The following is a 25257-nucleotide window of genomic DNA, read 5'->3' on the forward strand; positions in this document are numbered from 1 at the left end:
CGCCAGCGAGCAAGGGTCGGTCGTCGTCGCCCTAGAGTTGGAAGACACGCTTCAGCCCACGCTGGACGCCTTCATCGCCGCGCCGGACGACGCCGGCGCAGTAGAGACGCTGGAGGGCTCAACCCTGCTTAACCGCGCGGTACAGGACGGGCGAACCAGCCAAGCCTTGCTGGATCTGCTGATGCGCGTTCGCGCGTTGAAAGCCTCCGGCCGCGATATCAGCCTGCACCTGTTCCAGCCCAGCAGCCTGTCCAGGGGCGAGGGTCTGGATCAGGCCTGGTACGAGTTGAACATGGGCTATCTGCTCAGCCGGGCGCGACAAACCCGGCCCGACGCGCGGGTCATCGGCCTGGCCGGCAATATCCACGCGCGCAAGACCGCCTTTGAGGACTATCCTGACCTGGGGGTTCCCGCAGCCGGGCATCTGCCAGCGCGCGAAACCCTGAGCCTCAAGATCGCGCAACAGGGCGGGTTCGCCTGGAACTGCTCGCAGGACGCCTGCGGGGTGAATCCGTCCATGGCCAGTTACGACGCCGAGGCGCGTGGGGTCATCCTGGGCGTTCATCGTCTGCGGGGGGCGCCTGGACGGGGTCAGAGCGGAGGCTTTCCATCAACTGTCGGATCTCGGCCTGGCGCTCGGGGGACAGGCTGGAGACCTGGGTCCGCTGAAGCGTTCGCATTCGGCCAGCGACAAAATCGTCGATGGACAGCGGCTGATCGCGATCCGAACCCAACCGGGCCATGACGACGCGGTCGCTCATATAGCCGGCGTCATAGGCGGCCGCGCGGCGCAGATCCGCCGAAGCCTCGCGTTCCGACTTCGACACCAGACCGTCGCCGTCCGTGTCGGTCTGGGCGAACCAGTCGGCAAGATATTCCGCGTCGGAAAGGGATTCCGACCCGGACTGGGCCTGGATCAGGGCGTTTAGGGTGTCGGCGCCGAAGGTGTCGGCGGGGGTCATTTCGGCGCGGGTGACGCGACCGTCCGCATCGGCGTCGAAGGTTTCGAAAGCCTTTGAAACCTTGGTGTTTCCAGCGTCTACAGCTCTGATTTCGTCGAGGGTGAGGGCTTCGTCGCCGTCGGTGTTCAGACGGTCGAACAGCTTCTGATAGAGCTGTTGCGTGAGGGTGGAACCCGCAGCGGATATGGTGGTCATGGCCTCAGCCTCCCCAGGGCGCGACAAGCGTGACCTTAAGGAAGCAAAGGCCAGACCGCGCGACGCGCGGCCTGGCGATCGTCAGATCGGCGTCAGCCCGCGAAACACCAGGCCAGAACCGCCTTCTGGGCGTGGATGCGGTTTTCGGCCTCGTCCCAGACCAGGGAGCGGGGGCCGTCGATGACGGCGTCGGTGACTTCCTCGCCCCGGTGGGCCGGCAGGCAGTGCAGGAAGACCGCATCCGGATCGGCCAGGGCCATCAGGGCCTCATCGACGGTGTAATCCTCAAACGCGGCCAGACGCGCCTCATAGTCCTGGTCGCCCATCGACACCCAGGTGTCGGTGACGACGACGTCGGCGCCCTTGACCGCCTCGCGCGGGTCGCTCGTCAGGGTGACGGCGCCGCCGCCGTTGGCCAGGTCGCGCAGGTCGGGGTGATACGCCGCCGGACAGGCGACGTTCAGGTGGAAGCCGAACCTGGGCGCCGCGTGCATGAAGCTGTGGCAGACGTTGTTGCCGTCGCCGATCCAGGCGATGGTCTTGCCCGAGACCGGGCCGGAATGTTCCTCGATCGTCTGAAGATCGGCCAGGATCTGGCACGGATGCGACCGGTCGGTCAGGCCGTTGATCACCGGCACGGTCGAGACGCGGGCGAAGCGTTCGACGTCCTCGTGGCTGTTGGCGCGGATCATTACGGCGTCGACCATGCGCGACAGGACACGGGCCGTGTCCTCGACCGGCTCGCCCCGGCCCAACTGCATATCGGAAGCCGTGGCGATGATGGCGGCGCCGCCCAGCTGGCGGATGGCGGCGTCGAAGCTGAAGCGGGTGCGGGTCGAGTTCTTCTCGAAGATCATGGCCAGGACGCGATCCTTGCCCGGCGCATCGGCGTCGGGACGGCCCTGGGGCCAGCCCTTGCGGGCGGCCTTTCGGGCGTGGGCGTCGTCGAGAATGGACCGCAGATCGGCGGCGTCCAGCTGGTGGATGTCGAGGAAGTGCCGGACCATTGCCTAACTCCGCTCATCCCCGCGAAGGCGGGGACCTGATGCTTTGGGCGACGGGCGCCCGATGTCTGTCACGTCCGCCGGTCCCGGGCCTTTCGCGTGAAAGGCCTGGGTCCCCCGCTTTCGCGGGGATGAGCGGTTTTGAGGATCAGGCCGCCCACTTCTCGCGGGCGACCTCGCAAGCGGCTTCGAACCGGACGATCAGTTCGCGAGCCTCGTCCAGCGTCAGGTTCAGCGGCGGCAGCAGGCGCACGCAATTGTCACCCCCCCCGGCGATCAGCAGCTGTTGCGTATCGCGCGCCAGGGCCATGAACTCGCGATTGTTCGGAACCAGTTTGACCCCGATCAGCAGCCCCTTGCCGCGCACGTCGACGATGATGTCCGGGAAGCGGGACTGAAGCCCCGCCAGCTGCTGCTTCAGATAGCCGGCGATGTCGTTGACGTTGGCCAGGGTCTCTGGCGTGTTGATCAGGGACAGCGCCTTCAGACCCACGGCCATGGCCAGGGGATTGCCGCCGAAGGTCGAGCCGTGGACGCCGACCGTCATGCCCGACGCCGCGCGGGCCGTGGCCAGGCAGGCGCCGATCGGGAAGCCGCCGCCCAGGGCCTTGGCCACCGCCATGATGTCGGGCGACATGCCGGCCCATTCGTGGGCCCACAGCTTGCCGGTCCGGCCCATGCCGCACTGGACCTCGTCGAAGATGATCAGCACGCCGTGTTCGTCACACAGCTCGCGCAGGCCGCGCAGGCACTGTTCCGGCATGGCGCGGCAGCCGCCCTCGCCCTGGACCGGCTCGACGATGATGGCGGCGGTCGTGGGATTGGCGATGGCGGCCTTGATGGCGTCGTGGTCGCCCCACTTCAACTGGTGGAAGCCCTGCATCGCCGGGCCGAAACCCTCGGTATAGCTGGGGTTGGCGGCGGCGTTGATCGCGCCATAGGTCCGGCCGTGGAAAGATCCGTCGAAGCCGTAGATATCGATCCGCTCGGGCGCGCCCTTGGCCGAATGATATTTGCGCGCCGTCTTCAGCGCGCACTCGACCGCTTCCGTGCCCGAGTTGGTGAAGAAGACCACGTCGGCGAAGCTGCTCTCGCACAGGGCGTCGGCCAGGGCTTCCTGGCCCGGAATGCGGAAGATGTTGGACACGTGCCACAGCTTCTCGGCCTGATCCTTGACCGCCTGGACCAGTTCGGGGTGGGCGTGGCCCAGGCCGTTGGTCGAGATGCCGGCGACGCAGTCCAGATACTCGGTCCCGTCGGTCGACCACAGGCGAGCGCCTCGGCCGCGTTCCACTTCCAGCGGCGCGCGATTGTAGACACCCATCAGATGGTTCGTGGACACGGGACTAAGACCTCCAAAAGCGATACGGCCCCGACGCGAGGCGCGACGGAGCCGGTTTCATAGGGACAGGCGTTGTCGGACGGGCGACGGTGTTAGTCAACACCGGCGCCGAGGCGAAGGCTACGGGTTGCTGGCGTCCGGCATGGCGGCGGCGGGGGCGTTTTCTGCGGCCACGGCGTCTTGCTTGGCCTGGATTTCGACCAGTCGCTTGTCCAACGCGAGCCCCAGGTCCGCGAGGAACAGGCCGAAGCGGGCCACATCGACGCCGTTGATGTAGGACAGCCTGTCTTCGGTCGAATGGATGCGCTGGAAGACCGGCGGGACGAAACCCTCCTTCAGGCCGTTATCCTTGCCGCCGTTGAAGGCCAGCCACATCTGATGGGCGCCCACCGCGTCCTGCGTCCCCAGCGAGACCACCGGCACGCCGGCCGCCGAGAAGACGCGGTCGTCGCTGGGCGGATAGATCGGATAGGGCATGCAGTCGAAGTCGCGCTCGGCGCACAGGCTGCGCAGGGTCTCCAGCACGAAGCCGGACTGGTCGCCGTTGTTCTCGCCGTACATGACCGTCTCGCCATAGGCGGCGACGTCGGCGTTGATGACGGCGGCGATCCGGTCCTTGCCGTGCTTTTCCAGGAAGGCCTTGGCCCCCAGCAGGCCCAGTTCCTCCTGATCGGTGAAGACGAAGACGAAGCGGTGGGCGACCGGCTGCCCCTCCAGCCCCATCTCCAAGGTCTTGGCCGCCTCCATCATGGCCATGACCGAGCCGATATTGTCGACGACGCCCTGAGACAGGGTTCCGTCGCGCAGCTTCACCGCATCATAGTGGGCGGTCAGGACGATGTCCTTCGCGCCCTCGCCCACCGTCACGATGAGGTTCGCGCCCTCCATCGGACCGGTGGCCCGATTGCCGCCGGCGAAGACCTGGATCTCGGGCGTGAAGCCCAGGCGGGTCAGCATGCCGACCAGGACCTGGGTCCTTTCGGCGTTGGTGGGCTTGATGAACTGGGCGGCGCCGGCGGCGATGTCGGGGCGGTCGCCGGCCTGGGGCGTGGCTTCCTGGGCCCAGGCCGGCGCAAGGCCTGGAACGGCGGCGAACAGCGCCGCAGCGGCGACGAGCGAACGGAACAGCATGGCGGACCTCTCAGGGGAGCGATCCTCCAGAGTTAGCCGCTGATCGGGCCGGGCGCCAGCGACGCCTGCGCCGCCAGACCGGCCCCTGGGCGACGACAGCGGATCGATGATCGGCGCCCGCCCTGTGACGGACCCGCACCGTCACCGCCATGATCTGGATGCGCTGAATGTCGATTCGTCCTAGGAAACGGGCATGAACGACCGTCTCCACGCCTTCGAGGCCATCGACAACTTCCGGGACTATGGCGACTACGCCACGGCGGCCGGGCGACGCGTGCGCGCGGGCCGTCTGCTGCGTTCGGGCCATCACGCCCGCGCCAGCGACGCGGATCTGGAGCGGCTGAAGGGGTTCGACCTGGGGGCGGTGATCGATCTGCGACGGCCGGGCGAGCGGCGGGACCAGCCGTCGCGGCGGCCCGACGGCTTCGACGCCCTGGTGATCGAGGGCGGGATCGACGACGGGGCCGACGCGCCGCACATCGCCTTCCTTAAGACCGAGGATCTGACGCCCGCCTCCGGCCGCCGCTTCATGGAGCGGACCTATCGGTCCCTGCCCTTCGACGCCTCGCACATCGACGTCTTCAGTCGATACTTCCATAGCCTGGGCGACCAGGACCGGCCGGTCCTGGTCCATTGCGCGGCGGGCAAGGACCGGACGGGGTTCCTGGCCGCCCTGACCCATCATCTGCTGGGCGTGCATCGCGACGACATGGTCGAGGACTATCTGCTGACCAACACCGCCGTCGATCTGGTCGGCCGCGCCCCGTCCATCGCGCGGCAACTGCACAAGATGACCGGCCGCGTCGCCTCCGATGACGCCGTCGTGGCCTTCCTGGGTGTCGAGCCCGCCTATCTGGAGGCCGCCTTCGCCGAGGTCGAGGCGCGGCACGGATCGCTGGACGCCTATCTGGCCCAGGCCCTGGGCGTCGACGCCGCCCTGCGGGCGCGGATCGAGGCGCGGCTGTCGGCGTGAGCGATGGTCTGACCCATGTCGTCGTCCGAGATCATCCGTGGACGGATCCTCTGGATGTGGCGGCCGGGATCGGCGCGGCCGACGGCGGCCTGGCCCTGCTGTCCGACGGCGGGCCGGGTGGACGCTGGTCCCATGTGGCGACGGCGCCGGACCGTATTCACGTGGGCGCGGTCGAGGCCGATCTGTTCGCCCCCTTGCGCGATCCGGCCTGGGGCGCGGGGACGGTGGGGCTGGCCGCCTATGACGCCGGGGCGCGGGCGGCGACGGGCGACCGGCCTCAGGTCTGGCCCGACCTGATCCTGGCCCGCTATCCGGCGATGCTCAGCTTCGACCATCTTCAGCGCCGGGTTTGCGCCATCGGCCGGGGGGCGACGGCGTCACAAGCCGAGGCCGCCGCCGTCCGCGCCGCCGGGTGGCTGGCGGCGGCGATCACGCCAGAAACCCCCGCCGCCCCGGCCGAAGCCTTCGTGGCCGAGGCGGATGACCAGGCCTATCGCGACGCCGTCGCCGCGGTCGTGGCCCGCATCGCCGCCGGCGAGCTGTTCCAGGCCAATATCGCCCGCGCCTGGGGCGGGGAACTCAAGCCCCAGGCCGATCCGTTCGACGTCTTCCTGCGGCTGCAACAAGGGCGGGCCTCGCCCTATGGCGCCTTCTGGCGGATCGGCGACCGGGCCCTGGTGTCCAACTCGCCCGAACTCTTCCTGGCCTTCGACGGCGAGGACCGGCGCATCGAGGCGCGGCCGATCAAGGGCACCCGCGCCCGGTCGGCCGACCCTGTCGAAGACGCGGCCCTGGCCGCCGAGCTTCAGGCCAGCGCCAAGGACCGGGCCGAGAACCTGATGATCGTCGACCTGATGCGCAACGACCTGGCCCGCGCGTCGCGCGTCGGCTCGGTGGCGGTCGAGCGGCTGTTCGCGATCGAGAGCCATCCGACCGTCCATCATCTGGTCTCGACCGTGGTCGGCCGGGCCGAGCCGGGGGTGACGCCGGCCGATCTGCTGGCGGCGACCTTCCCGCCCGGTTCGATCACCGGCGCGCCCAAGCATCAGGCCATGAAGGTGATCGCCGACCTGGAGCCCCCGCGCGGCGCCTGGTGCGGGTCCCTGTTTATTCTGGAAGAAGACAGGGGCCTGACCGCCTCGGTCCTGATCCGCACGGCCGCCTTCGAACGCCGGGGCGGGCGCTGGAGCTTCCGCACCCTTGCGGGGGCGGGGATCGTGGCCGACAGCGACCCGCAGGCGGAACTGGCCGAAACCGAGGTGAAGATTTCAGCGCTGAAGCGCGCCCTGGTCGGTCAGCAATCCGAACAGGTGATGACGGTCGCCTCGCGCGGGTTCAGATAGGCTCGACGGGTGAACTCCGCCGCCGGCAGGAACTGCTGGAAGGGCGAAGAATATTTGTAATAGGCCTCGGCGACGATGATCGAGTCCCCGTCGGCCGGGAACATGTCGGCCGGAATACCGGCGTCGGCGATGACCAGAGGCTTGTTCATCTTCGTGCCGGCGCCGCCGTCGGGAGTCCAGCTTCGGCTCCAGTTCAACGTATATTTGTTGGCGGAAACACGGGTCACGCTGCTGATGCGCTGTTCCATGGAGGTTGAGGCGAACGGCGCCATGATCGCCGGCCCGACCTCGAAGATGCTGTTTATGTCAGCCTTGGTGATGGTTCGCGACTGGGAGACCAGGTCCGCCACGGCCGAGGCGGCGTGGCTGGTGCGCTTCAGGGCCATATAGCCTTGGCACAGGTCCACCATGCCGGCGTAGAACAGGAGCATGACGGGTGCGATCAGGGCGAACTCCACCGCCGATACGCCGCTTTCATCGCCGGCCAAGCGCCGGATCAAGGATCGGGACATCAGAAGGGCTCGTTGCGGAAGGCCGTAGTCGAGGAGATCATGATCTGTCCGGGTCCCGCGCTGCTGACCGCCTGGGTCAGGGCTGGAACGATCATGGGCTGCTTGTACCAGAGCCGAACGATGATCAGGTCCTGGCCGACCCCGCCCTTGAAGTCCATCTGGGACAGGTCCAGCACGCCGTCTTTGTCCCTGGGCGGATCAATGTCGTCGGAAAAGCTGGTGACGACGCGCACGTCGATCGTCGCCCGATCCGCGCAGTCGCTCTTGAAAACGCTCATCTGATCGCAAACGGCCTGTTTGAAGGCGATCTTGTCGAATTTCTTCGTCTGGGCCTCGCCCGTCCGCACCAGGCGGCTGGCTTCCAGCACGGCGTTTTCCGCCACCGCGTCGATCATGAAGACCAGGCCCAGCTGGAAGATCGAGAACAGGAGCAGAAAGAAGGGCGTGGCCACCAGGGCGAACTCGACCGCCGCCGCGCCTTCGCGCGACCCGCGGGCCTGGCCCGCCTTGAACCGACGACGATGAGGCATGTCCACGAAGGTCAGGGCGTGGGCGTGGCGCCGGCCGTCGAGGCGGTGGCGCGGACGCTGGGGGCGCAGGAGGCGCTGCAGGCCATTTCCGTCGCCTGACCGCCGCGCCAGACGCGAACCGAACCGGTCGAGCCGCCCGTGACGACGATCTCGCGCTGGAACAGGGTGCGGCCCACGCCGTCCACCGCCACCACTTCGGTGACGCCGTAGCCCTTGCCGACGATGAACAGGGTGTTGGCGTCGACCACGGTGACGTCGGCGATCTGCGGATTGCCGACGATGACGGACGAGGCCGCGCCGTTGAGCTGAACGCGGGCCGAGCGATCGATCTCGACATTAAGGGCGCCGCTCTGGGCCAGGGCCGGAGCGGCGGCGAGCGGCGCGGCCATCAGGGCGGCGGCCAATACGGCGATGGAAAGGCGGGACATCGGCGGCTCTGAACAATAACGCGCATGAACGCGGACACGCGCATGATGTCCCACGGAGTCTCAACAAAGGCTGAAGCGGTTCGATCCGAATTTTCTTTGGTAAATCCGAGGGTAACCAAAACTCGTGACTCAGCCTTAACGAGCGTCAGGCATCTTCATCCTGCGTTTGGGGGTCAAGCGGGCTACCGGCTCCCCCCGCCAAGTTGCTCGCTAGACATTTTATCAAAGGGAACACTCCATGACCAAGTTCATCTCGCGTTTCGCCAAAGACGAATCGGGCGCCACCGCCATCGAATACGGCCTGATCGCCGCCCTGATCGCCGTCGTGATCATCACCGTGCTGGGCACTATCGGTACGCAACTTGATATCAAGTTGAAGGAAGTCGCCAAGGGTCTCGGCGCTGCGTAATAACACGCCTGCAAGGGCATCTTGAAACCTGGAAGGGCCGGAGCGCACGCTCCGGCCCTTTTGTTTGTCCGACGGCAACCCGGCCTTAACAGGCGACGTGCCACAGATTCCCGCATGGACCTCCTGAGCCTTCTCTGCCTCGCCGTCTTTCCGATCCTGATGATCGCGACCGGCCTGCACGATCTGACGACGATGCGGATTCCGAACTGGATCTCCCTGGTCCTGCTGGCGACCTTCTTTCCGGCGGCGCTGCTGGTCGGTCTGTCGCCGGTCGAGGTCGCGATCCATGTCGGCGTCGGCTTCGCCGCCCTGATCGTGGGCATGATCATGTTCGCCCTGCGCTGGATCGGCGGCGGCGACGCGAAGGCCCTGGCGGCCGCCTGTCTGTGGATGGGCCTTACGGGTCTCGCGCCCCTGTTGCTATGGACCGCGATCGTGGGCGGCGGTTTCTGTCTGCTGCTGCTGCTCGTCCGCCAATATTATCCGATGGTCGCGCCTGCCGCGTTCCGCATCGGGTGGCTCGCCCGGCTGATGGAGCCGAAGGGCGACATTCCCTATGGCGTCGCCATCGCCATCGGCGCCCTGATCGCCTTTCCCGAGGGGGATCTGGTGGTTCGCTTTCTGACGGCGCGATAGACGCGCCGGCGCGCGGCCTCGTCGGCGCTTAGGAAGCATTAACCCGCCGGCCTCATGATCGTTAACGGTAGGGCGTCGAGGATCGACTCTGGGTCGTCACGCCTGCCGGAGACCTCTGGATGAAGCCCGCCCGCATCGCCGTCATCTGTATCGCCGCCGTGTCGGCCCTGGGCCTGGCGCTGGTCGTCCGCGCCATGGGGAACGGCGAGCCCGCCGCCCCCGCCGCCGCCGCGCCCGTCGAGACCCGGCCGATGGCCAAGATCCTGGTCGCGGCCAAGAATCTGGAGCCGGGCAAACGCCTGGCCGAGGCGGACCTGGCCTGGAAGGACTGGCCGGTCGACGAGGTCAATCCCGCCTTCATCACCGACGGCTCCACGCCCATTCCCGCCAAGCCCGCCCCCGAAGGCGCCGGCGAAAAGGCCGGCGCCGCCGTCGAGCGCGTGGCCGAGGCCGCCGGCCAGATGGCCGGTCCCGGCGCCAAGTCCGACTATATCGGCTCGGTGGTGCGCGAACCCATCCTGGCCGGCGAGCCCATCGTCGGCCGCAAGATCGTGCGCGCCGGCGACAGCGGCTATCTGGCCGCCTATCTGGAGCCCGGCATGCGGGCCATGGCCATCGCCGTGACGGTGGAATCCGCCGCCGGCGGCTTCATCCTGCCCGGCGACCGGGTCGACGTAGTCCTGACGGTGCAGAACGAAGGCGGCGGCTCGGCCGTCGAGGGCGGCGGGGCAACGGCCAAATATTCCTCAGCCACCGTGATGCAGAACGTCAAGGTTCTGGCCATCGACCAGTCCACGCGGGCGGGCGACGACGCCCAGGCTGTGGTCGGCGCGACCGCCACCCTGGAGGTCCGCCCCCAGGACGCCGTGCTGCTGGCCCAGGCCAAGTCCGAGGGCGAACTGTCGCTGTCGCTGCGCTCCTATGCGGACACGGCCGGGCCCTCGGGCGCGACCCGTGCGCCCCGGGCCGTCGCCAGCGCGTCCCGCAGCGTCCGCGTCTATCGCGGCGGCGAACCGGAAGTGGTGACCACCCCATGAGGAAGACGCCCGTGCGCAAGACCGTCGCCCTGGCCTGCGTCCTGCTGGCCGGCCTGGGGGCCGCCCCGGTCGCCGGCCTGGCCCAGACGCGCGCCGCCGTGTCCATGGGCGCCGCGCCGCAACTGATCAATCTGCCGCGCGGGACGTCCTTCGCGGTCGATCTGCCGGCCGACGCCCGCGACGTGATCGTCGCCAATCCGCAGGTGGCCGAGGCCATGCTGCATTCGCCGCGCCGCATCACCGTGATCGGGATTGCGCCCGGCGAGACCGACGCCGTCTTTCTGGACGCCGCCGGCCGCACCATCCTGAGCCTGCGGGTACGGGTCGATGCGGGAACCAGCGCGCTGCAGGACACGCTCAGCCGGCTGGTTCCGGGCAGCCAGATCCGCGCCGAGGCGGTCAACGACAGCGTGATCCTGAGCGGGGTCGCCGATTCTCCGGCCCAGGCCGTCCAGGCCGCTCAGGTGGCCCGCGCCTTCGTGTCCGCGCCGGAAAAGGTGCTGAACATGATCAGCATCGCCGGATCCGATCAGGTGACCCTGAAGGTCCGGGTGGTCGAGGTCCAGCGCAGCGCCATCAAACAGTTGGGGTTCGACACCTCGGCTGTGGTCGGCCAACTGGGCAGCACTCAGTGGCTGCTTGGAAACTCCGCCACCTGGGGAGTCAACGGCGGGCTGATCGGCGGCATCAGCGCGGGCTTGTCGCGCGATACGACCAAGAATTATCAGATGCAAAGGCCTTGCGTCGGCCCCGGCTGGACCCCAGGCGCGCTTTGCCCCGTCACGGTCAGAGGGCCAGACGACGCATCAAACTGGGATACGGCCCAACCCGGCACGGGGCCAGGTTCGAATGATCTTAACAAGGGCAGCGCCACGGTTAAGGCGTTCGAGCGTGTCGGTCTGCTTAGGACGCTGGCCGAGCCGAACCTGACCTCGGTTAACGGCGAAGCCGCCAGTTTCCTGGCCGGGGGCGAGTTCCCGATTCCGTCCGGTCGAGACCGCGACGGCAACATCACGGTCGTCTACAAACCTTACGGGGTGGCGCTCAGCTTCCGGCCGGTAGTCTTGGACGCGGGGCGTATCAGTCTTCAGGTCAAGGTCGAGGTGTCGGAGTTGACGTCTCAAGGCGGCCTGACAATCGGGGCAGGCACCACCTCGTCCGTCAGCCTGCCGGGGCTGTCGGTTCGCCGCAGCGAGAACACGGTCGAACTCTCGTCGGGCGGTTCCATGATGATCGCCGGCCTGCTCCAGGAAAACACCCGTCAAGCCATCGACGCCTTGCCCGGCATGACCAATCTGCCGGTGCTGGGACAGTTGTTCCGCTCACGCGATTACCTTAATGGCGAGACTGAGTTGGTCGTGATCGTCGAGCCCTATATCGTCAGCCCGACCTCGCCCGACCGGATGCAGACGCCGGCCGACGGCCTGCGTATCGCCAGCGACTCGCAGACCATCCTGTTTGGTCAGTTGAACCAGATCTATGGATCGCCCAGCCCAACCGCCCAATCGGGCGCCGTGTGGCAAGGGGCGGCCGGCTATGTGATCGAGTAGGCGCATGATCCGAACCTCAAGAACGCGCGTTCTGTCCCTAATCCTTTCCGGATCGGTCCTGGGGCTGGCTAGCTGTGTGGGCGGCCCGGCCAGTCTGGGCGGCCCGCCGCCTCTGACCCCGACCTCGCGCTATTCGCTTCAGGTCGAGACCGGTCTGGACCGTATCGCCCTGGCCGTCCACGAACAGGGACTGTCGGCCAATCAGCACGCGGCTCTGCGCGACCTGGCCCAGCGGTTCGCCGCCGCCGGGGCGGGCGTCATCGTGATCGAGGCCCCGGCCGGAGAAGACTCGGTGGCCGCCAAGACAGCCTTCGACACGCGCGCCGCCCTGGCGCAGATCGGCCTGGATCCGAACCGTCTTCGCGTCGTCAGCTATGCGGGGCCTGACCCCCGCGCGCCGGTTCTGGTCGGGTTCGAAACGGTCCAGGCCGCCGTGCCGCGCTGCGGCGCGGCGTGGGGTAATCTGAGCCGGACCGGAGACAATATGTCCGGTTCGAACTTCGGCTGCGCCGTCACTGCCAATCTGGCCGCCCAGATCGCCGATCCGCGCGACATCGCGGCGCCCCGCGCCCTGACGCCCCCCGAGGCGGGCCGGCGTTCGGTGGTCTTCGATCGCTATCGCCAAGGTCTGCCGACCGCCGCCCCGCAGGAACAAATGGTGCAGCGTTCACGTGTCTCGACGGCTGTGGAATAGGCCGTTGACCATGTCCGCCCCTCACCCTCTCGAACCTTTCGACGACGGCTTCGACGTCGATATGGACTTCTCCGAGGCAGCCGCCGCTTTTCCGGGCGACTCCGGGCGCTCCCCCTTGCAGTTCACCCCGCCGGCCTCTGCGGCTCAGCCCGTGATGCAGGCGCCGACCCAGAACACGAGCGCCCCCGGCTTCAATCCTGTCGGCGACCTGCTGGCACAGGCGCAATCGACTCTGGCGCCGACGACGGACGCGGGTCCTGCCCCGTCCAGTGCGGTCCCGTCCGCCCTGGCGCCTTCTGGCCTGGCTCCCGCCGGTCTCGCCGCCGTCGGATCCATCGGCGAAGTGTCGGTGCCGCGGATCGCCATCCATGTCTTCGCCGAACGCCAGGACACCCTGGCGGCGGCCGAGCGCGCCGCCCAGGACCGACGCCTGTCGCGCGCCACCACCCAGATCCGCATCGGCGGGATCATGGCCGCCGTCGAGACCTATCAGCACGAACCGACCCCGCCGCTGATCATCGTCGAATGTCTGAAGGACCCTCAGACCCTGCTGTGGGAAGTGGATCAGCTGGCCGAGGTCTGCGACGCCGGCACCAAGGTCGTCGTCGTGGGGCCGACCAACGACATCCTGCTGTTCCGCGAACTGATGCGTCGCGGGGTCAGCGAATATCTGGTGGGCCCGCTCCAGCCCCTGCAACTGATCGCGGCCATCGGCGGCCTGTTCAACGATCCGGCGCAACCGTTTGTCGGCCGGTCCATCGCCTTTGTCGGCGCGCGGGGCGGGGCCGGAGCCTCGGCCGTGGCGCACAACACCGCCTATGCGATCTCGGAGCGGATCGGGGCCAATACGGTCATCGTCGACTATGACCTGCCGTTCGGCACCGCCGGCCTGGACTTCAACCAGGATCCGCTGAGCGGCGTCGCCGACGCCCTGGGCCAGCCGGACCGGCTGGATTCGACCCTGCTGGACCGGATGATGGTCCGCTGCACCGACAAGCTCAGCCTGTTCGCGGCGCCCGCCACCCTGGACACCGACTGGGACATCTCGACCGAGGCCTTCGAGGAGGTGACGACGCGCATCCGCTCGACCGCGCCCTTCGTGGTCCTGGACCTGCCGCACCTTTGGTCGCCGTGGATGCGCCGCACCCTGATCAGCGCCGACGAGGTGGTGATCGTGGCGACGCCGGACCTGGCGGCCCTGCGCAACGCCAAGAACATGATGGACCTGATCCGTTCGGGCCGCCCGAACGACGCCCCGCCGCGCCTGGTGCTGAATCAGGTCGGGGTGCCCGGTCGTCCCGAGATCCCGGCCAAGGATTTCGGCGCCGCCCTGGGCGTTCATCCCAGCCTGATCATCCCCTTCGACGCCAAGACCTTCGGCGCCGCCGCCAACAACGGCCAGATGATCCTGGACGCCGGCGCCAAGACCAAGGCGGCCGAGGCCTTCCAGACCCTGGCCCAGATCGTGTCGCGTCGGGAAATCCCCGTCATCGCCGGACCCAAGGCCAAGCCCGGAAAGGCGGCTTCGACCGAGTCGAAATCCCTGTTCGCCTCCATGTTCAAGAAGCGCTGACGGGTGTTCGGCAAGCGCACAGGTCAGCCCGGCGTCGTTCCGGCTCCGATGCGTCCCGCCCCTGCGGGCGTCGCCGGCGCCGCGCCCGAGTTCGCCCCGCGACAGCCCGCGCCGGGCGTCCAGACCGAGGCCTTCGCCTTCGGCGGCGCGGCCGACCTCGAGCCCGCTGTCGAGGCCCTCGCCCCGGCCGCTTCGGGGCAGGCCCAGGCCCAGCCGGCCGCCAAGGCTGACCGCCTTGACGCCCTCGCGTCCCGCCCGACCCCCGAGGCCGCGGCCCCCGCCGCGCCGGGCGGCAAGCCCGCGCCCGGTCCCAAGGCCACGGCCGGGTTCGAACAACTGAAGAAGGCCCAGGCGGTCGCCGAGATCGTCCGGGAACAGAGCGACTATTATCACGCCACGAAGACCACCATCTTCAATGCGTTGATGAACACCATCGACCTGGCCCAGCTGGCCCAGCTGGACACCAAGGCGGCGTCGGAAGAGATCCGCGACATCGTCGCCGAACTGGTGGCGATCAAGAACGTCTCCATGTCGGTCGCCGAGCAGGAGCATCTGGTCCAGGACATCGTCAACGACGTCCTGGGCTACGGCCCGCTGGAGCCGCTGCTGGCCCGCGACGACATCGCCGACATCATGGTCAACGGCGCCGGCCGGGTTTTCATCGAGGTCGGGGGCAAGGTCCAGCTGACCAATGTGCGCTTCCGCGACAACGCCCAGCTGATGAACATCTGCCAGCGGATCGTGTCCCAGGTCGGCCGCCGCGTGGACGAGTCGAGCCCGATCTGCGACGCCCGCCTGCCGGACGGTTCGCGCGTCAACGTCATCGCCCCGCCGCTGGCGCTGGACGGGCCGACGCTGACGATCCGGAAGTTCAAGAAGGACAAGCTGACGATGAAGAATCTGGTGGAGTACGCCTCCATCAGTCCCGAGGGCGCACGCGTCCTGGGCGTCATCGGCGCCTCGCGATGCAATCTGGTGATTTCGGGCGGCACGGGCTCGGGCAAGACGACCTTGCTGAACACCCTGACGGCCTTCATCGACCCCACCGAACGGGTCATCACCTGCGAGGACGCGGCCGAACTGCAGCTGCAGCAGCCGCATGTGGTGCGTCTGGAGACGCGCCCGCCGAACCTCGAAGGCCAGGGCATGATCACCATGCGCGACCTGGTGAAGAACTGCCTGCGGATGCGTCCCGAACGGATCATCGTCGGCGAGGTGCGCGGACCCGAGGCCTTCGACCTGCTCCAGGCCATGAACACCGGCCACGACGGCTCCATGGGCACGCTGCACGCCAACTCCCCGCGCGAGGCCATCAGCCGGATGGAATCGATGATCACCATGGGCGGCTACGGCCTGCCGTCCAGGACCATCCGCGAGATGATCGTCGGCTCGGTCGACGTCATCATCCAGGCGGCGCGTCTGCGCGACGGCTCGCGCCGCATCACCCACATCACCGAGGTCGTCGGCCTGGAAGGCGATGTGATCGTCACCCAGGACCTGTTCGTCTACGACATCACCGGCGAGGACGAGAACGGCAAGATCATCGGCCGTCACCGGTCGACCGGCATCGCCCGTCCCCGCTTCTGGGACCGCGCCCGCTATTACGGCCTGGAGCGCGAACTGGCGGACGCCCTGGACGCGGCGGAGTAGGGACATGTTGCCGATCCTCGCCGCCGTTCTGGCCTTCATCACCATCGGCGGCCTGGGCTGGGTCTTCGTCGGCGGCGACGATTCGTCCGGCCAGGCGGTCAAACGGGCGCAGAACCTGGGCGAGGGAAAGCGCAACGCCGCCAAGGCGCGCAAGGCTGCGGCCGCCGCCAATACGCCCGAGGCGCGCCGCAAGCAGATCATGGTCCAGCTCCAGGAAGCCGAGCGCCGCGAGCGCAAGGCGCGCGCCAATATGGCGGCCAAGCTGAAACAGGCCGGACTGACGATCAGCGTCCGCACCTTCTACATCGTCAGCGGCGGGGTGGGCCTGATCGCCGCCGTCGCCGCCCTGGCCTTCGGCCTGCATGTCCTGATCGTTCTCGGCCTCGCGATCGTCGTCGGCCTGGGCCTGCCGCGCTGGATCGTCGGCTTCCTGGCCAAGGCGCGGATGAAGAAATTCTCGCTGGAGTTTCCCAATGCGGTGGACGTCATCGTTCGCGGCATCAAGTCGGGCCTGCCGGTCCACGAATGTTTCAAGATCATCGCCCGCGAAAGCCCCGCTCCCCTCGGCCCGGCGTTCAAGAAGCTCGTGGAGGCCCTGGGCGTCGGCATGACCCTGGAACAGGCGCTGGACAAGATGTTCGAACAGATGCCGACCCCGGAACTGAGGTTCTTCACCATCGTCATCGCCATCCAGCAGAAGACGGGCGGCAATCTGGCCGAGGCGCTCAGCAATCTGTCGACCGTGTTGCGCGCGCGCCGGATGATGCGCGAGAAGGTCAAGGCCCTGTCTTCGGAAGCCCTGGCGTCCGCAGGCATCATCGCCTCCCTGCCGCCGGCCGTCATGACGATGGTGATGTTCACCAGCCCCGGCTACATGATGGCCCTGTTCACCGACATCCGCGGCAACGCGCTGCTGCTCCTGGCGGGCGCACTGATGGGGACGGGGATCTTCGTCATGAAGCGCATGATCTCGTTCAAGATCTGAGGTCGGGACCGTGGACGCCTTCATTCGCTTCATCACCGACCCGCAGAACCTGCTCAGCCTCGGCGTGGGCGTGCTCGTCTTCGCCACCGTCCTGACCCTGCTGTCGTCGATGACGGGCGGGGTGAAGCTGGACCAGCGGATGAAGGCGGTGTCGGAACGCCGCGACGAACTCAAGCGCCGCTCCCGGGCCGCCATCCACACGGGGCCGGGCGGATTGCGCCACACGGACGATGAGGGGTTCAAGAAGCGGGTCGTGGACCGGCTGAACCTGACCAAGCTGCTGGAGGATCCCAAGGTCGCCGACCAGATGGCCCAGGCCGGCTATCGCGGCCCGCGCCCCCTGACCACCTTCTACTTCTTCCGCTTCGCCTCGCCCTTCATCTTCCTGATGGTGGTCGCCTTCTACATGTTCGTGATCAAGGTCGTGGACTGGCCCACGATGCAGAAGATCACCGCCTGCGTGGCCGCCGCCGTCGCGGGCTTCTATGCGCCCAACCTGTTTCTGACCAATCGGATCACCAAGCGCCGCACCTCGATCATGCAGGCCTTCCCCGACGCCCTCGACCTGTTGCTGATCTGCGTCGAGGCAGGGATGTCGATCGAGGCGGCGATCGCCAAGGTCAGCCAGGAGATCGGCACATCGTCCATCGAACTGGCCGAGGAGCTGTCCCTGCTGTCCGCCGAACTCAGCTATCTGCCGGACCGGCGCATGGCCTACGAGAACCTGGGGAAGCGAACCAACCATCCCGGCGTCAAATCCGTCGCCGTCGCCATGACCCAGGCCGAGACCTACGGCACGCCCCTGTCCTCGGCCCTGCGGGTGATGGCCAAGGAAAACCGCGACCTGCGGCTGTCGGCGGCGGAGAAGAAGGCCGCCGCCCTGCCGGCTCAGCTGACCGTGCCGATGATCCTGTTCTTCCTGCCGGTCCTGTTCATCGTCATCCTGGGCCCGGCGATCCTGAACATCATGGACACGATGGCCAAGGGCTGATCCGGCGGCGCTTCAGGCCTCGGCTGCGGCCTTGAGATTGTCGACGATGGCCTGATGCGCGTCGCGCAGGGCGATCCGGTGCTTGTCGTGGAACAGCTCGCCCCTCAGCCCCGCGAACTTGTGCGCCGACGAAACGATGCAGCTGCCCTTTTCCAGCTCCTCGATGTCGATGTAGCGCAGGGTGCGGAACAGGAAGCCCCGGTTCTCGGTCCAGACCAGCCGCACATAGGGCCGCCAGTCGGCGATGCGGGCCACGACCGCGCGCTCCGGCTGACCGGGAAAGGCCTCGGTCAGGGTCAACTGGCCGCCGAAGGCGATGGCGCCCGAGACCTCGGTCTCGTGCGGATTCCATTCGTTCCAGCGCGACAGGTCGGAGACCAGCTCCCAGATCCGGTCGGAGGTCGCCCGCACGCCGGCGCGTTTCTCGATCTTGGTGTCGTCCATGCCGCCGATCTGGCACGACTGGGCGGCGGAAGAAAGACGTCTCAGTCGGGCGTGACCACCTTCAGCCGCCGCCCGTCGTCCAGCCCCAGCCGCGTCTTGACCTCGAACAGGTCGGCGCCGGCCGGGATGATCAGCAGTTTCTTGGGATGGGCGGCGTTGACCGCCACCACCCCGCCCTTGGGGCAGATGTCGAAACAGTCGGTCCCCGCCACCGTCAGCTCGCCCTTGCGCCCCTTCTTGCCCTTCTTCAGGTGCAGATATTTGCGCAGGGCCTTCTTCAGCGTCAGATCGCCGTCCGGCCCGAAGCCGCCGTCCAGCTTCTTGGAGCATTTGCGGCACACCAGCACGACGTCGCGCCACTCGGTCGTCGTGCTCTTGATCGGCTTGGCCATGATTCGAGTTTCGCCGAGCGAGGATCGTTGCACAAGCGGCCCCGGCGCCCTCATCCTGCGGCTTCTCCGATTTTACGGGATATCCACATGCATCGCCTGTTCGCCGTCTCCACCCTGGCGCTGCTGCTCGCGGCCGGTTCCACCCAGGCCCAGGCCGTCGATGCGGCCAGCGTGGACGCCGCCGTCCAGCGCGTGACGCCCCAGGTGGTCGACTGGCGCCGCGACTTCCACCAGCATCCCGAATTGGGCTTCGCCGAGACCCGCTCGGCCGCGGTCATCGCCGATCACCTGCGGTCCCTTGGGCTGGAGGTCCGCACCGGGGTCGGCAAGACCGGCGTCATAGGCGTCCTGCGCGGCGCCCGTCCCGGCCGGGTCGTGGCCCTGCGCGCCGACATGGACGCCCTGCCGGTGCAGGAGGCGACAGGCCTGGCCTTCGCCTCCACCGCCACCGGCACATACATGGGCAATACGGTTCCCGTGGCCCACGCCTGCGGCCACGACATGCACATGGCGATGTTGATGGGCGCGGCCGAAGTCCTGGCCGGAATGAAGGACCAGATCGCCGGCACGGTGGTCTTCGTCTTCCAGCCGGCGGAAGAAGGCGCCCCTCCCGGCGAGCCCAAGGGCGGCGCCGCCCTGATGATCGCCGAGGGCGCGCTGAACGATCCCAAGCCCGAGGCCATCTTCGGCCTGCACGTCGTGCCCGGCCGTCCGGGCAGCGTCTTCTACCGCCCCGAGGGCTTCATGGCCGCCTCCGACCGGGTCGATATCGTGCTGAGGGGCAAACAGACCCACGGCGCCTGGCCCTGGCGCGGCGTGGACGTGATCGCGGTGGCCGGTCAGGTGATCGAGACGGTCAACACCCTGACCGCCCGCACGGTCGATCCGACCACCACCCCGACGGTCTTCACCATCGCCACCGTGGACGCCGGCGTCCGCTATAATATCATCCCCGACAGCGCGACCCTGTCGGGCACCCTGCGCACCTTCGACGTCGCCCAGCGCGACGCCCTGGTCGCCCGCGCCGAGACCGCCATCGACCACGTCGCCGCCGCCTATGGCGCCACCGCCGAGTTCGGCGTCAGACAGAACGCCGCCCTGGTCTTCAACGACCCCGGCCTGTCCGCCTGGCTGGCCCCGGTCCTGACCGAGGCGGCCGGCGCTGGCAACGTCAACCCCGCCACGCCCCCGACCACGGTGGCCGAGGACTTCAGCTATTTCCAGCAGGCCATCCCCGGCGTCTTCTACCACCTGGGAGCCAGTCCCGACGGCGTGGACCCCGCCCAGTCCGCGCCGAACCATTCGCCGGAGTTCTCACCGAACGAGAAGGTCCTGCCGCTGGGGGTGAAGACGCACGTACTGACGGCGCTGCGGTTTTTGGAGCGCAGGTAAAGACTGGGTGCTGGCCGAGATGCCCTTGCAGAGACCAAATCTGGCGGCCCAAGCGTGACTGTTGAGTGAGAATGTTTACAAACGAAATACGATGTAATACAAACTTCGCATGGCTTCCCTGACCACCCCTCTCAGCGTCCGGCTTTCTGAGGACGACACCAGCTTTCTTTCGAAGCTGGAGATCGACGGCGCGGTGACGGCCAGCGACAAGATTCGCGGTCTGATCCGGCAGGCGCGACAAAGAGCCGAGCCGCTCGATTCCTTTCCCGCGGCCCTGGCGGTCAGTCACGATCACATGGCCGCGACGGTCCGTGCGGTCCGCATCATCGAGCAGGATTTGGACCGTCACTCAGACGTCGCGGCGGGGTTGGTGAACATCGCCGAGGAATTCCTCGCCCTGGCCCTGACCGCCCCGCGCCCCGGCTCAACGGGCGTTTCGGACGAGCTTGTCCGGCACGAGGCGCGTCTGGTGGACTGCGCGACCCGGATGACCGATCAGCTGTTGCGCTGGGCCCTGACGCCCACTGCTCCGGCCTATGACCCTGCCGTCATCTCTCGCCGACTCGCCGAGTCGGCCGAACTGATGCGGCTTGTTTCTGCGGCCCTGGCCGCGCGCTAACGGAAGGATCAAGAGCATGGCGGATACACTTAGCGCTCGCGTCGGCCGAATCGTCTCGGGCAGTGCGCACGCGCTGATCGATACGATCGAGGGCGCCATGCCGGACGCTATCGTCCAGCAGACCCTGCGTGAAATCGACAAGGCGGTGGACGATGTTCGCGCCGAACTAGGCCGCACCATCGCCGGCAAACATCTGGCCAACAAACGGCTGACTGAACAGAGCAGCCGTCACGAGGAGTTGGCGGGCCAGATCGAACTGGCGCTGCGTGAAAGCCGCGAGGACCTGGCCCGCGCGGCGGTCGAGCATCAACTCGACGTCGAAGCCCAGGTCCCCGTCCTGGAGGCCACGGTGGCTGACGCCGGCAAGCGCGAGATCGAGCTGGAAGGCTATGTCGCCGCCCTTCTCGCCAAGCGCCGAGAGATGGAGGAAGCCTTCCAGTCCATGCTTCTCGCCCGGGCGCGCGGCGCCGAGGACGCAGGTGCGGCCACGGGCGGGGTGGGCTCCGACGGCAAGCCCAGCGTGATCCGCCGCGTCGAGAACGCGACCGGCGCCTTCGACCGGCTGATGGCTCGCGAAGGGGCGCCGCCCCTGGGGGGCGTTGACCGCGAGCAGGGCGCCAAGCTGGCGGAACTGGACGGTCTGGCGCGCCGGAACCGCGTCGAGGAACGTCTCGCCGCCATCAAGGCGCGCACCGGCGACAAGGGCTGACGCCGCCGATGTGGGGGTTTCTTTTTTCGCCGGACAACGTGCCCTTTGTCGCGGCCCTCGTTCTGATGATGCTGATCGGCTTGGTCGAGGCCCTCGGTCTCGGCGGCGGCCTGGCGGCCGGCGATGGGCTCGACGGGGTGGACGCGGACGTCAATGTCGAGACCCCCTCGCTTCTGTCCTGGCTGAACGTCGGGCGGCTGCCGCTGCTGATGTTGATCGTCGTCTTCCTGTTCGCCTTTGGCATGACGGGGCTAATCGGCCAGAGGATCGTCGCCGCAATCTTCGGCCAACCCGCCCCTTGGTTTCTGGCGGCGCCGCTGGCCTTCGCAGTCAGCCTGCCGGTGACGCGAGTCTTCGGTCGCGGCGTCGCCAAAATCATGCCGCGTGACGAGACCACGGCGGTTTCGCGCGACAGTCTTGTCGGGCGGGTGGCGGTCATTGTCACAGGGGAGGCGCGCCACGCCAGCGCGGCCCAGGCCCGCGTGCGCGACGAGCACGGCCAGGTCCACTACGTCATGGTCGAGCCGGACAACGCTACAGACGTCTTCGCCCAGGGTAGCAGCGTGCTGTTGGTCCGGCATGCGGGGGCCAAATACTTCGCCATTCACAACACCAGCGCGTCGCTGCTCGACGCGTCTGTCTGACGACTTTTCAAGTTTAGGGGCCCTTCAAATGAACTCGCTCATAGAGATCGCCATTCTGTCCGGTGCAGGGCTTGTCGCCCTGTTGATCCTGGGCCTGATCTTCGCTCGCCTGTACAAGCGAGCGTCCAAGGAGACTGCCTTCGTTCGCACCGGCTTCGGCGGCGAGAAGGTCGTCATGAACGGCGGCGCCCTGGTTCTGCCGGTCCTGCACGAGACGATCCAGGTCAATATGAACACCCTGCGTCTGGCGGTTCAGCGCAGCAATGAACAGGCGCTGATCACCAAGGACCGCATGCGTGTTGACGTGCTGGCTGAGTTCTATGTCCGGGTTCAACCCAGCGCCGACGCCATCGCCTCGGCCGCCCAGACCCTGGGCCTGCGGACGATGCACCCCGAACAATTGAAGGACCTGGTCGAGGGCAAGTTCGTCGACGCCCTACGCTCGGTCGCGGCCGAGCTGACGATGACGGAGCTGCACGAGCAGCGCACCCACTTCGTCCAGAAGGTGCAGCAGGTCTCGTCCGAGGACCTGCTGAAGAACGGCCTCGAGCTTGAGACTGTCTCGCTGACCGGCCTCGACCAGACCGCGATGGAGCATTTCAATCCATCCAACGCCTTCGACGCCGAGGGCCTGACGCGGCTGACCGAGGAGATCGAACTGCGCAAGAAGCTGCGCAACGATATCGAACAGGACACCCAGGTCCAGATCCGCACCAAGAACCTTGAGGCCCAGCGCCGTACGCTGGAGATCCAGCGCGACGAAGAATACGCTCAGCTGGAACAGGAGCGCGAGCTGGCCAACCGTCGGGCCGAACAGGGTGCGGACGTGGCCCGCCAGGAGGCCGAGAAGGCGCGCGAGGCCGAGGCCGCCAAGATCACCTCCCAGCAGCAGATCGAGCAGGCGAGGATCGAGGCCGAGCGTCTCGTCGCCCAGCAGCGCATCGCCATGGAACAGGAAGTCGCCGAGCGCGAAATCTCCAAAGCCCGCGCCGTCGAGACCCAGGACATCGAGAAGGCCAAGGCGATCGAACTGTCCGAGCAGGATCGCGACATCGCCGTCGCCGAGAAGTCCCGCGCGCAGTCCGAAGCCAAGGCCGAGGCCGACAAGGCGCTGGCGCTCGCCGTCCAGGCCGAGGAGCAGGTCAAGACGATGCGAGACCGTGAGGCGGCCGATCGTCAGAAGATCATCGAACTGATCGAGGCGACCAAGGAGGCCGAGCGCGAAGCCATCACCGTCCGCGTCGCCGCCGAGGCCGAGAAGATCGCCGCCGCCGACCAGGCCGAAGCACTGCGTGAACAGGCGCGCGGTCAGGCCGACAAGACCACGATCGAGGCAGAGGCCCAGGCCAAGGCCGTGCGCGCGGCCGCCGAGGCGGCGCGGGTCCACTACGAGGTCGAGGCCGCCGGCCAGCAAGCCTTGAACACTGCGGCGAATCTGCTGTCTGCCGAACAGGTCGCGATGCAGATACGCATCAAGCTGATCGAGAACCTGGACCGTATCATCGCCGAGTCCGTCAAGCCGATGGAGAGCATCGACTCCATCAAGATCGTCCAGGTCGAAGGCCTGAACGGCGGCGGCGCTTCGGCCGGCGCGGGCGCCGGCGGCTCGCACGACGGCAACCTGTCGGAACAGGTCGTCAGCAGCGCCCTGCGCTATCGCGCCCAGGCCCCGCTGGTCGATCAGCTGATGGCCGAAGTGGGCCTGTCCGGAGCTGATCTGAAGGGATTGACCGGCGCACTACGGACGCCGGAGGCTCCGGCGCCGCAAAGCGACACCCACGCAGACGAAGGCGCCCCCGCGCCGGCGAAGAAGAAGCGACCGGACGCCGCCCAGGCGGACTAGGTCTCGGTGGGACGAGCAGGCTTGGCCTGTTCGTCCCTTGGCTTTCACAGCGTGATTGAGTCTATTTTCCCGGCCTCACAGCCGTTCGAACACCGTCTCGATCACCCGCCGATAGACCGCCGTCAGGGTCTCCAGCTCCGCCGTCGGCACCCGTTCGTCGATCTGGTGCATGGTCTGGCCGACCAGGCCCAGTTCCAGCACCGGGCACAGGGCGCGGATGAAGCGGGCGTCGGAGGTGCCGCCGGTGGTGGAGGCCTCGGGCCGGCGGCCGGCGACGGCCTCGACCGCGTCCTGCACCGCCGCGACGAAGACGCCGGGCTCGGTCAGGAAGGCCTCGCCGGAACACAGGTGGTCCAGGCGGATCTGCAGCCCGGTCTCGGCCTGGACGGCGCCGGCCTCGCGGTTCAGCCAGTCGATCAGGCCGTCGCCCGTATGGCTGGGGTTGAAGCGGATGTTCAACCGCGCCTTCGCCTCGGCCGGAATGATGTTGGTCGCCGGATTGCCGATGTCGATCGTAGTGATCTCCAGGTTCGACGGCGGGAAACCCTCATAGCCCTCGTCCAGCACATGGTCGTTCAGCCGGCTCATCAGCCGGGCGATGACCGGCGCCGGATTGGCCGCCCGTTCCGGATAGGCGACGTGGCCCTGTTTGCCCGTGACCGTGATCCAGGTGTTCAGCGAGCCGCGCCGCCCGACCTTGATCATGTCGCCCAGGTGCTGCGACGATGAGGGTTCGCCCACGATACAGGCGTCGATCACCTCGCCCTCGGCCGCCAGGGTCTCGACCACCCGTTTGGTGCCGTGCAGCGCCGGGCCTTCCTCGTCCCCGGTGATCAGGAAGGAGAGGGAGCCTGCCGGTTCGCCTTCCGCCAGCACCTGGGACACGGCGGCGACCCAGGCGGCGATCCCGCCCTTCATGTCCACCGCGCCCCGGCCGTACAGCAGGCCGTCCCTGACCTCGGCGTTGAAGGGCTGGGCCGACCACTGATCGGACGGCCCGGTCGGCACCACGTCCGTATGGCCGGCGAAGCACAGGTTGGGCGAGGCGGTTCCGCGCCGGGCATACAGGTTCTCGATCCGCGCATGCACCCCTTCGCCCCCCGGCCCTTCGAAGGCCAGGCGGCGGCAGTGGAATCCCAGGGCCGTCAGATGGCGTTCCAGCACATCCATGGCCCCCTCGTCGGCGGGGGTGACGGACGGAATACGGATCAGATCGCGGGTCAGTTCGACAGGATCGATCACAGGAGTTGATGCGCGGCTCATGCGCCT

At 67.8% G+C, this 25257-nt stretch carries 27 protein-coding genes; 16 read left to right on the plus strand and 11 right to left on the minus strand.

The window, feature by feature from the left end:
• Positions 1 to 118 precede the first annotated feature (118 nt).
• From GYM46_RS06155 to GYM46_RS06175, 5 genes are all read right to left on the minus strand, one after another.
• Positions 119 to 463, minus strand: a complete 345-nt coding sequence (locus GYM46_RS06155; RefSeq protein ID WP_040349193.1) for a hypothetical protein — start codon at positions 461 to 463, stop codon at positions 119 to 121.
• Positions 464 to 548: 85 nt separating this feature from the next.
• Positions 549 to 1157 (minus strand): EF-hand domain-containing protein, encoded by a 609-nt coding sequence (locus tag GYM46_RS06160; RefSeq protein WP_008261043.1) that lies wholly within the window; start codon positions 1155 to 1157, stop codon positions 549 to 551.
• A 92-nt stretch (positions 1158 to 1249) separates the two neighbouring features.
• Entirely contained in the window at positions 1250 to 2164 is a 915-nt protein-coding gene (argF, locus tag GYM46_RS06165; protein ID WP_008264316.1) for an ornithine carbamoyltransferase, read from the minus strand.
• 145 nt (positions 2165 to 2309) lie between these two features.
• The gene (locus GYM46_RS06170; RefSeq protein ID WP_008262025.1) at positions 2310 to 3503 is read right to left on the minus strand and encodes an aspartate aminotransferase family protein; all 1194 of its coding nucleotides are present in this window, start codon (positions 3501 to 3503) and stop codon (positions 2310 to 2312) included.
• Positions 3504 to 3623: 120 nt separating this feature from the next.
• Positions 3624 to 4634 (minus strand): M28 family metallopeptidase, encoded by a 1011-nt coding sequence (locus tag GYM46_RS06175; protein WP_008263333.1) that lies wholly within the window; start codon positions 4632 to 4634, stop codon positions 3624 to 3626.
• A 193-nt stretch (positions 4635 to 4827) separates the two neighbouring features.
• Here GYM46_RS06175 and GYM46_RS06180 point away from each other — a divergent pair, with 193 nt between their 5' ends.
• A complete protein-coding gene (locus GYM46_RS06180) occupies positions 4828 to 5607 on the plus strand; it encodes a tyrosine-protein phosphatase (protein ID WP_008261769.1) in 780 nt (259 codons plus the stop codon).
• On the plus strand, positions 5604 to 6950 hold the full coding sequence (locus GYM46_RS06185; protein WP_008262238.1) for an anthranilate synthase component I family protein: 1347 nt from the start codon (positions 5604 to 5606) through the stop codon (positions 6948 to 6950). The genes GYM46_RS06180 and GYM46_RS06185 overlap by 4 nt, the downstream gene beginning before the upstream one ends.
• On the opposite strand, the gene GYM46_RS06190 is transcribed toward GYM46_RS06185, so the two are convergent.
• Genes GYM46_RS06190 through GYM46_RS06200 form a run of 3 tightly spaced genes read right to left on the minus strand, consistent with a single transcriptional unit; the run spans position 6902 to position 8420 of the window.
• Positions 6902 to 7462, minus strand: a complete 561-nt coding sequence (locus GYM46_RS06190; protein WP_008260630.1) for a TadE/TadG family type IV pilus assembly protein — start codon at positions 7460 to 7462, stop codon at positions 6902 to 6904. The two genes, GYM46_RS06185 and GYM46_RS06190, sit on opposite strands and share 49 nt — an antisense overlap.
• Positions 7462 to 7992 (minus strand): TadE/TadG family type IV pilus assembly protein, encoded by a 531-nt coding sequence (locus tag GYM46_RS06195; protein ID WP_035310216.1) that lies wholly within the window; start codon positions 7990 to 7992, stop codon positions 7462 to 7464. Before GYM46_RS06195 ends, GYM46_RS06190 begins: the two co-directional genes overlap by 1 nt.
• A gap of 11 nt (positions 7993 to 8003) precedes the next feature.
• Complete coding sequence (locus tag GYM46_RS06200) at positions 8004 to 8420, minus strand: pilus assembly protein N-terminal domain-containing protein (RefSeq protein ID WP_008259318.1); 417 nt, start codon at positions 8418 to 8420, stop codon at positions 8004 to 8006.
• Positions 8421 to 8658: 238 nt separating this feature from the next.
• Between GYM46_RS06200 and GYM46_RS06205 the strand changes: the two genes are divergently transcribed.
• From GYM46_RS06205 to GYM46_RS06245, 9 genes are all read left to right on the plus strand, one after another.
• Positions 8659 to 8829: a Flp family type IVb pilin gene (locus tag GYM46_RS06205; RefSeq protein ID WP_008262563.1), complete on the plus strand. Its 171-nt coding sequence runs from the start codon at positions 8659 to 8661 to the stop codon at positions 8827 to 8829.
• A 114-nt stretch (positions 8830 to 8943) separates the two neighbouring features.
• A complete protein-coding gene (locus GYM46_RS06210; RefSeq protein WP_008261707.1) occupies positions 8944 to 9465 on the plus strand; it encodes an A24 family peptidase in 522 nt (173 codons plus the stop codon).
• A gap of 119 nt (positions 9466 to 9584) precedes the next feature.
• On the plus strand, positions 9585 to 10502 hold the full coding sequence (cpaB, locus tag GYM46_RS06215; RefSeq protein WP_008260303.1) for a Flp pilus assembly protein CpaB: 918 nt from the start codon (positions 9585 to 9587) through the stop codon (positions 10500 to 10502).
• On the plus strand, positions 10499 to 12052 hold the full coding sequence (locus tag GYM46_RS06220; protein WP_008259868.1) for a type II and III secretion system protein family protein: 1554 nt from the start codon (positions 10499 to 10501) through the stop codon (positions 12050 to 12052). The genes cpaB and GYM46_RS06220 overlap by 4 nt, the downstream gene beginning before the upstream one ends.
• 4 nt (positions 12053 to 12056) lie before the next feature.
• Positions 12057 to 12746 carry a CpaD family pilus assembly protein gene (locus GYM46_RS06225; protein WP_040349189.1) on the plus strand — a complete coding sequence of 230 codons (690 nt, stop codon included), beginning with the start codon at positions 12057 to 12059 and terminating at the stop codon, positions 12744 to 12746.
• A gap of 10 nt (positions 12747 to 12756) precedes the next feature.
• On the plus strand, positions 12757 to 14319 hold the full coding sequence (locus tag GYM46_RS06230; protein WP_008263382.1) for an AAA family ATPase: 1563 nt from the start codon (positions 12757 to 12759) through the stop codon (positions 14317 to 14319).
• A gap of 3 nt (positions 14320 to 14322) precedes the next feature.
• Positions 14323 to 15969, plus strand: a complete 1647-nt coding sequence (locus GYM46_RS06235; RefSeq protein ID WP_008261233.1) for a CpaF family protein — start codon at positions 14323 to 14325, stop codon at positions 15967 to 15969.
• Positions 15970 to 15973: 4 nt separating this feature from the next.
• On the plus strand, positions 15974 to 16954 hold the full coding sequence (locus GYM46_RS06240; protein WP_008263819.1) for a type II secretion system F family protein: 981 nt from the start codon (positions 15974 to 15976) through the stop codon (positions 16952 to 16954).
• A 10-nt stretch (positions 16955 to 16964) separates the two neighbouring features.
• Positions 16965 to 17945: a type II secretion system F family protein gene (locus tag GYM46_RS06245; protein ID WP_008262351.1), complete on the plus strand. Its 981-nt coding sequence runs from the start codon at positions 16965 to 16967 to the stop codon at positions 17943 to 17945.
• 12 nt (positions 17946 to 17957) lie between these two features.
• Here GYM46_RS06245 and GYM46_RS06250 read toward each other — a convergent pair whose 3' ends face one another.
• Both GYM46_RS06250 and GYM46_RS06255 read right to left on the minus strand, forming a co-directional pair.
• The gene (locus GYM46_RS06250) at positions 17958 to 18389 is read right to left on the minus strand and encodes an SRPBCC domain-containing protein (protein ID WP_008261741.1); all 432 of its coding nucleotides are present in this window, start codon (positions 18387 to 18389) and stop codon (positions 17958 to 17960) included.
• 41 nt (positions 18390 to 18430) lie between these two features.
• Positions 18431 to 18781, minus strand: coding sequence for a hypothetical protein (locus GYM46_RS06255; protein ID WP_008260764.1), 351 nt, complete (start codon positions 18779 to 18781; stop codon positions 18431 to 18433).
• Positions 18782 to 18868: 87 nt separating this feature from the next.
• On the opposite strand from GYM46_RS06255, the gene GYM46_RS06260 reads away from it, so the two are divergent.
• From GYM46_RS06260 to GYM46_RS06280, 5 genes are all read left to right on the plus strand, one after another.
• Positions 18869 to 20173, plus strand: a complete 1305-nt coding sequence (locus tag GYM46_RS06260) for an amidohydrolase (RefSeq protein ID WP_008261536.1) — start codon at positions 18869 to 18871, stop codon at positions 20171 to 20173.
• 109 nt (positions 20174 to 20282) lie between these two features.
• Positions 20283 to 20792: a hypothetical protein gene (locus GYM46_RS06265; RefSeq protein ID WP_008261859.1), complete on the plus strand. Its 510-nt coding sequence runs from the start codon at positions 20283 to 20285 to the stop codon at positions 20790 to 20792.
• A 16-nt stretch (positions 20793 to 20808) separates the two neighbouring features.
• A complete protein-coding gene (locus GYM46_RS06270; protein WP_008260647.1) occupies positions 20809 to 21501 on the plus strand; it encodes a PspA/IM30 family protein in 693 nt (230 codons plus the stop codon).
• Positions 21502 to 21509: 8 nt separating this feature from the next.
• Positions 21510 to 22145, plus strand: coding sequence for a YqiJ family protein (locus tag GYM46_RS06275; RefSeq protein WP_008259867.1), 636 nt, complete (start codon positions 21510 to 21512; stop codon positions 22143 to 22145).
• 28 nt (positions 22146 to 22173) lie between these two features.
• A complete protein-coding gene (locus tag GYM46_RS06280) occupies positions 22174 to 23988 on the plus strand; it encodes a flotillin family protein (protein WP_008262613.1) in 1815 nt (604 codons plus the stop codon).
• Between the two features lie 75 nt (positions 23989 to 24063).
• Here GYM46_RS06280 and dapE read toward each other — a convergent pair whose 3' ends face one another.
• On the minus strand, positions 24064 to 25251 hold the full coding sequence (gene dapE / locus GYM46_RS06285) for a succinyl-diaminopimelate desuccinylase (protein WP_040349186.1): 1188 nt from the start codon (positions 25249 to 25251) through the stop codon (positions 24064 to 24066).
• Between the last annotated feature and the right edge of the window lie 6 nt (positions 25252 to 25257).

Origin of the sequence: Brevundimonas mediterranea, from assembly GCF_011064825.1 — a bacterium.
GTDB classification, from domain to species: domain Bacteria; phylum Pseudomonadota; class Alphaproteobacteria; order Caulobacterales; family Caulobacteraceae; genus Brevundimonas; species Brevundimonas mediterranea_A.